The 6754-nt window shown below is 70.9% G+C and carries 7 protein-coding genes; 6 read left to right on the top strand and 1 reads right to left on the bottom strand.

Annotated elements, in window-relative coordinates; translation table 11 throughout:
- The 5 genes from RWR81_RS11705 to purQ all read left to right on the top strand — a co-directional run.
- On the top strand, positions 1-629 hold a 629-nt coding region (locus RWR81_RS11705; protein WP_314457913.1), incomplete at its 5' end, for a phosphoribosylaminoimidazolesuccinocarboxamide synthase.
- Positions 626-1336, top strand: a complete 711-nt coding sequence (locus RWR81_RS11710) for a hypothetical protein (RefSeq protein ID WP_314457914.1) — start codon at positions 626-628, stop codon at positions 1334-1336. The genes RWR81_RS11705 and RWR81_RS11710, both read left to right, overlap by 4 nt.
- Positions 1333-2778 (top strand): hypothetical protein, encoded by a 1446-nt coding sequence (locus tag RWR81_RS11715; protein ID WP_314457915.1) that lies wholly within the window; start codon positions 1333-1335, stop codon positions 2776-2778. The genes RWR81_RS11710 and RWR81_RS11715 overlap by 4 nt, the downstream gene beginning before the upstream one ends.
- Positions 2779-2940: 162 nt before the next feature.
- Positions 2941-3207 carry a phosphoribosylformylglycinamidine synthase subunit PurS gene (gene purS, locus RWR81_RS11720; RefSeq protein WP_314457916.1) on the top strand — a complete coding sequence of 89 codons (267 nt, stop codon included), beginning with the start codon at positions 2941-2943 and terminating at the stop codon, positions 3205-3207.
- A 3-nt stretch (positions 3208-3210) separates the two neighbouring features.
- Positions 3211-3921, top strand: coding sequence for a phosphoribosylformylglycinamidine synthase subunit PurQ (purQ, locus tag RWR81_RS11725; RefSeq protein WP_314457917.1), 711 nt, complete (start codon positions 3211-3213; stop codon positions 3919-3921).
- A gap of 546 nt (positions 3922-4467) precedes the next feature.
- Here purQ and RWR81_RS11730 read toward each other — a convergent pair.
- Positions 4468-5880, bottom strand: coding sequence for a glycosyltransferase (locus RWR81_RS11730; protein WP_314457918.1), 1413 nt, complete (start codon positions 5878-5880; stop codon positions 4468-4470).
- Positions 5881-6093: 213 nt separating this feature from the next.
- On the opposite strand from RWR81_RS11730, the gene RWR81_RS11735 reads away from it, so the two are divergent.
- Positions 6094-6754: AIR synthase related protein (locus RWR81_RS11735; RefSeq protein ID WP_314457919.1), on the top strand; the 661-nt coding region annotated here is incomplete at its 3' end.

Raw genomic sequence — 6754 nt, forward strand, 5'->3', positions numbered from 1 at the left:
CCGGGCGCGCCATGATCTGCCGGCGCCTGGAGATGTACCCGGTGGAGTGCGTGGCCCGTGGCTACCTCACCGGCTCCGGCCTGACCGAGTACGAACAGAGCCGGTCCGTGTGCGGCGTCCCCCTGCCCGAGGGCCTGACCGAGGCCTCCCGCCTGCCGGAGCCGATCTTCACCCCGGCCGCCAAGGCCGAGCTCGGCGAGCATGACGAGAACGTCACCTTCGAGCGTGTGACCCAGATGGTGGGGGAGGTGGCCGCCACCGCCCTGCGCGAGACGACCCTGGTCCTCTACACCCGAGCCGCCGAGATCGCCCGTGAGCGCGGCATCATCCTGGCCGATACCAAGTTCGAGCTCGGCACCGACTCGGGCGGGCATCTGGTCCTGGGCGATGAGGTCCTCACCCCCGACTCCTCCCGCTTCTGGCCCGCAGACGTCTGGGTGCCAGGCCGGGCCACCCCCTCCTTCGACAAGCAGTACGTGCGCGACTGGCTCAGCTCGCCGGCCTCCGGCTGGGACCGGGACAGCGGCCAGGAGCCCCCGGCGCTGCCCGACGTCGTCGTCGAGCGGACCCGGGCCCGTTACCTCGAGGCCTACGAGCGGCTGACCGGCCGCCCCCTGGAGCTGCCATGACCCCGTCCTCGCCCTCCTCAGACCTCCCCGACACGGGCACGGCCGCCCGCGCCTTCAAACCGGGCCCGGGGTTCTACCTCCTCGTCGGCCTGATCGTCCTGACCGTCGTGCTGGCCCTGTCCGCAGCCATCACCTCCGCCCTCGGGGTCACGAGGGCCTCCCGGCTCCTGGGCGGCACCGCCCTCATCCTCGTGGGGCTGGGCATGCTCGCCTCCCTGAGGGTCTCCGCCCGATCCCTGGTGGTCAACGCCCCCCGCCTGCGTCTGGAGCGCAACCGGGTCCGCGCGGCCCAGGCCCGTCGGCGGGCCGAGGCGGAGGCCGCCAAGAAGGCGGCCAGCTCCTCGAGCGGCAAGAACACCAGGGGCAAGGCGGGGCAGGGCTCCCAGTCCTCCCTGCGGGGCGCCGGGACTGATGGTGCTGGAGCGGCCCGATCCGGAACCGAGCCGGCCGCCCTCACCGTGCCGGGAACCAAGGTGCTGGTGCCCGAGTCGACCGGGCGGCGCGAGCTGACCACCCTCGACGTGGTCTCCGGCCCGGTGACCACCGCGCTGGCCGCGACCTCACTCGGGCGCGCGGCCGACGAGCGCCTGGCCGGGACCTCCACCGGCGAGACCCTCATCCGCGTCGGCCAGCTCCTGCTCGGTGCCGCCGGTTTCGTACTCGCGGCCCTGGGGCTCGCCTCCATTCTGGGACAGGTGATCTCATGACCCCGCGCGACCGACGGCCCGACAATGAGCGGGGCCCCGTCAACTGGGGCATCATGCCCAAGAAGGCCACCAATGCGAAGAGCGCCTCCCCGCGGCCCGATGTCAGTGGGCGGCTCGGGGGCTCCCGCTCCGGAAACAACCCGGTCCAGACCGCCCCCTCCGGCCCCGCCGACCGGGCGGCCGGAGGCGGGGACGTGGGCGGTGCGGCAGTGATGACGGAGGAGGACATGCGCTCGGCCGCTGCCCAGGCCATCGCCTCGGGCACTGCCGCCGCCATCGATGCTGCCATTGCCGTCGACCTGACCGAGGTCGACGATGGCGACACCGGCTGGTCCGGGTCCGCTCCCTCCACCGATTCCCCCGCTCCTGCCGTTGGCGCCGGCGTGGCCGACGGAGACTCCGATGTGGACGGCTCGGTTCCGGCGTCGGCCGCCCAGGTCTCCGCCAGCGGTCCCGCCACCGCTGCGAGCGGGCAGGATGGGGCTACCACTGATGGGGGCGTCGTCAAGGAGGACCGGGTCTCCCGGCCCGTCGTACGCCCCACCGCCGTCGATGGTCCGAGCGTGCCCCGGGTCCCTACCCCGACCACCCGCGTCTTCACCGTTTCCCAGAGCAGGCCCGGGGTCGGGCGCGGCAGCGCCCCAAGAGCTGAGGCGCCACCCGCCGCTCCCGATGCGGCAGCCGCCTCCGACCCCGAGGATGACGCGGGCATCCTGGCCGAGTCCAGCGCCTGGGAGGCGGCGACCAACGCTCTGCACCCCGAGGAGAGCACGGCCCGGGGCGGCGGTACCGACTGGGGCGTGGGGCGCGGCCCCGCTAAGGGATCGGGTGTCCGTCCCCGTTCTCCCTGGCCCGCGGTGGCGCGCAGGCAGCGTCTGGCCGGCGTGACCTTCGCCCTCGTGGGACTGGCCCTGGCCACCGTCTCCGCCATGAACCTGGCCCGCAACGCCGAGGCCGGGCACCTGTGGATCCCACCGTGGCTCGTTGCGGTCCTCGGTGGTGCCGGGCTGGTGGCCGCCGCCGGTTACCTGGCCTGGGCCGGAGGAACGCCCCTGCTGCGCGAGGCTGAGCGCTGGAGACCCGGTGTGCTCGATGCCGCTGCTGGTCTGACCACCGGGACCGTCAAGGTCAACGATCCCGCCCGGCTGGTGGCCCGCGCTCGCGGACCGCTCCTTCCGGGCGCCTCCGATCGCGGGGACGAGACCGCCCCCACTGTGGGCTCGGGCCCCAAGCCGGTCATGGGAACCTCTACCATCGACCAGTCGCCCCATGCCCCCGCGGGGGTCGCCGGGGCCGTGGGAGGTTTCATGCTGGCCGGTGCCGTCGTCTGCGCCCTCGTCGCCCTCATCCTGGGACCAGGCTGGCTCATCGCCACCGCCGCCCTGACCCTGGGGGGCATCGTCGCGATCCGCCTGGCCGGCGAGTGGCTCGGACAGGTCTGAGCCGGCAAGCGCCAGCCAGCGCTGGCTAGCACTGCCTGGCACCGCTTCGAGATCGCCGCGGATGCTGCCCCGGGGCGCCCGCCGTCCGGCCAGACGAATGCTCCCGGTCGAGTCCGGGTAGTCTTGGCCGCACACTCATCCCGTCTTATCCGAGGAGCCCCCATGGGACGCATCGTCGTCGAGGTTATGCCCAAGCCCGAGATCCTTGACCCTCAGGGGAAGGCCGTCGTCGCCAGCCTTCCCCGTCTCGGATTCGACCAGTTCACCGGCGTGCGCCAGGGGCGTCGCTTCGAGCTGACCGTGGACGGCCCCGTCACCGAGGAGCACCTGGCCGCCGCCCGCGAGGCCGCCGACACCCTCCTGTCCAACCCGATCATCGAGGACGTCATCTCTGTGACCGCCGATGAGACCGCCGGTGAGGAGGCGTGAGCCGTGAGTGACTCGTCTGCCGTCCGCATCGGCGTCATCACCTTCCCCGGCACCCTCGATGACGTCGACGCCGCCCGCGCCGTGCGCCTGGCCGGGGCCGAGCCGGTGAGCCTGTGGCACAAGGACTCCGACTTACACGGGGTCGATGCCGTCGTCGTTCCCGGAGGCTTCTCCTACGGCGACTACCTGCGCTGCGGCGCCATTGCCCGCTTCGCCCCCGTCATGGGGGAGGTCGTCTCCGCCGCTGAGCGGGGCATGCCCGTGCTCGGCATCTGCAACGGCTTCCAGATCCTCGCCGAGGCGCACCTGCTGCCCGGCGCCCTCCTGCGCAATGCGAACCAGCGCTTCATCTGCGTCGAGCAGCGCCTGCGCATCGAGAACGCGCAGACCGCCTGGACCAACCGGTTCACGGCCGGGGAGGAGATCGTCGTCCCCATGAAGAACGGGGAGGGAAACTTCATCGCCTCGCCCGAGGAGCTCGACCGGCTTGAGGGCGAGGGCCTCGTCGTCTTCCGCTACGTGGGCAACCCCAACGGCTCGGCCCGCGATATCGCCGGCGTGCGCAATGAGCGCGGCAATGTCGTCGGCCTCATGCCCCACCCCGAGCATGCCGTCGAACCCGGCTTCGGCCCCGGCTCGCTCGTAGGCCCGCGTACTGGCACCGACGGTCTGGGAATCTTCCACTCCGCCATCGACTCGCTGCTGTCGGTCTGAGGACGCCGGTCGGCCCGTGCCCCTGATGGCCGTCAAGGTATGGAAGGGGGTACCCCGCCCTCGCCGAGTTATCCACAGAGCCGCTTCGAGCCTGTGTGGAACTGTTGGCAGGGCGGAGTTCGTCGCACTCCGGATGCCCTCGGAATGGTCACGCTCGAGTTGCGTGACGATGAAGAATGTGCTGCCGCTGCCGCGGCTTCCGCTGCCGCCGAAAGCCTTCGGTCAGAGACGGACCTATCGGACGGTTTCCCCATGTTTTCAGGCAAAACTCTGTCTATGGAGATGGTGCCCCAAGGTCTGCGGCTGGGTTTGTAAGAAGTCTCCAGTGGTATCGATCATCGGAGCTGAAGGTCTCGAACAGGTCTTGTGCACAAGGGGACTGGCGGCATCTGGGGAACCCACACCCCCCTGCACAAGCCTGTGGACATGACCTGTGGATAACTTCGCTCACCGTGTGACGAAGTCCCCTGGATGAGTCCCGGAAAACGATGATCGGCCGCTCCCAGGAGCGGCCGATCATCGATCAGTAGGGTGGTAGTGATCCGATCATCCGACCAGGTCCGCCACGATCTGCAGGAGGTCCTGCAGGTGCCGGTTGGACAGGAACTCCCGGCGCACGGACTCGTGCGCGGCCAGCCCCATCTCCTGGGCCCGCTCGGGGAAGAGCAGCAGGTCTCGCACGGCCTCCGCCCAGGCGACGCCGTCGGCCGGGTCGACCAGGATGCCGTCGACCCCATCCTCGATCTGGTCGCGGATGCCGCCCACCGCGGAGGCCACCACCGGGGCCTTCTTCCACATCGCCTCGGCCACCGTCAGTCCGAAGGCCTCGATGAGGGAACGCTGAGTGACCACGGAGCTGACCCTCTGGATGGCGTTGACGACGGTGGCGTTGACCTCCCGGTCCTCCATGCTCACCGCGGCAACGTGGATCCGCGAGGCGACCGAGTCGGGCAGAACCGAGCAGCGCTCCACGATCTGGGTCAGGGCCGCCTGCGATTCGGGCCCGTCCGGGGTCGGGCCGACCAGCAGTAGGTGGGCGTCCTCGGGCAGCAGGGCGATGTGCTCGGCGAAGGCCTCCACCAGTTCCAGACCGCCCTTGAGGCGGTCCCAGCGGTTGACCTGGGTGACGACGCGGGCGCCCAGTGGCGCCGGGCCACCGGCCAGGACCGGGTCGTCGGCCAGGCCACGGAAGGCGTCGGCGCGCCCGTCGTGACGCATGAAGGGCACGGCCTCGAAGGGCGGCTCGCCGGCGAAGATCCCGGACAGTCGCGCCACCGACCAGGCCTCGTCCAGGTCCAGGACCCGGTTCTTGGGGGAGTCGGCGTCGATCGAGGGGGCCAGGACCGCGCAGCGCTCGGCCTCGATGTAGGGCGGGCGGTACTCGGGACGGGAGACGACCACCAGGTCCACGTCCTCCAGGTAACGGTCCAGGAAGGCCCAGGCGTAGTCGGCGGCCTCGCCCGCCCCCTCGGCCCCGGCGTGGCAGCGCCAGATGACCTTGGCGCCCACGGCCTTGAGCGCCTTGGCCAGGCCTGCAGTGGGCGGGTCGTGGAGGATGACGACGTCGTCGGGACGGACCTCATCAACGATGTTCTCCGCGTTGGAGGACAGCACGTGCTCGTAGACGTCGCGCTGCTTGTCCCCGAGCTTGCCGCCGTCGCCGCGGTCCCCGTGGATGCCGGCATGCAGGCGGGCCGCGATCCGGGTGAACTCCTCGGGGGCGTCCAGAGTCAACCAGCGCACGCCCAGGCCGGCGCCCAGGGAGTAGCCCACGAGGGGTGCGACTGTTTCCGCCGGTCCCGAGCCGGCGGCGGCCGACGGTGTGACCGTCCACACGGTGCGTCCCTCCAACAGGGCCTCGGCGCCCGTCAGGCACGTGTGCAGTCGTCTGATGGCCACCTCGTCCAGGTGGCTCTCCAGGTGCGACAGGGGCAGCGGGGCGACGTCGATGTCTCTCATGCCATGATCTTCCCCCCAAATCGTGTGAGTCGCAGCACTTTGAGCACGGGCGTGGCGCCCCGTTGTCGTTTCGCCATCATTTCTCGGTCGGATTCCGCGGGTCTCGGATGTGACATGGATGGGGCGCTGCCCCAGTCGAGTGGTGATGGGAGGCGCCGCGGGGGCGCGGGTAGGCTTGGCCCGGCCGCACTCCCTCTTCGACCAGGAGCACCCATGGCGCCCGAGTCCGCGATCCCAGCCCACCACCCCGACACCGTTGCCGACGCCGCCGCGACTCCCGAGCGGGAGATGCCCTGGAAGGAGCTGGGGCTCAAGGCCGACGAGTACGAGTCCATCCGCGACCTGCTGGGCCGGCGCCCCACCAACGCCGAGCTGGCCATGTACTCGGTCATGTGGTCCGAGCACTGCTCCTACAAGTCCTCCAAGATCCATCTGCGCCAGTTCGGCACCAAGACCACCCCCGAGATGCGCGAGCACCTCCTGGTCGGGATGGGGGAGAACGCCGGCGTCGTCGACATCGGTGACGGCTGGGCAGTGACCTACAAGGTCGAGTCGCACAACCACCCCAGCTACGTCGAGCCCTATCAGGGGGCCGCCACCGGCGTGGGCGGCATCGTGCGTGACATCATCTCCATGGGGGCGCGGCCCGTGGCCGTCATGGATCAGTTGCGCTTCGGCGCCGTCGACCACCCCGACACCGCGCGCGTCGTCCACGGCGTGGTGGCCGGCGTGGGCACCTACGGCAACTCCCTGGGCCTGCCCAATATCGGCGGCGAGACCGAGTTCGACTCCTCCTACCAGGAGAACCCGCTGGTCAACGCCCTGTGCGTGGGCGTGCTGCGCCACGAGGACATCCACCTGGCCAACGCCACCG

Source organism: uncultured Actinomyces sp. (assembly GCF_963526355.1).
GTDB lineage: Bacteria > Actinomycetota > Actinomycetes > Actinomycetales > Actinomycetaceae > Actinomyces.

Coding starts and splice junctions, on each gene's coding strand:
- RWR81_RS11710 (WP_314457914.1), top strand. CDS start 626: ATGACCCCGTCCTCGCCCTCCTCAGACCTCCCCGACACGGGCACGGCC.
- RWR81_RS11715 (WP_314457915.1), top strand. CDS start 1,333: ATGACCCCGCGCGACCGACGGCCCGACAATGAGCGGGGCCCCGTCAAC.
- purS (WP_314457916.1), top strand. CDS start 2,941: ATGGGACGCATCGTCGTCGAGGTTATGCCCAAGCCCGAGATCCTTGAC.
- RWR81_RS11730 (WP_314457918.1), bottom strand. CDS start 5,880: ATGAGAGACATCGACGTCGCCCCGCTGCCCCTGTCGCACCTGGAGAGC.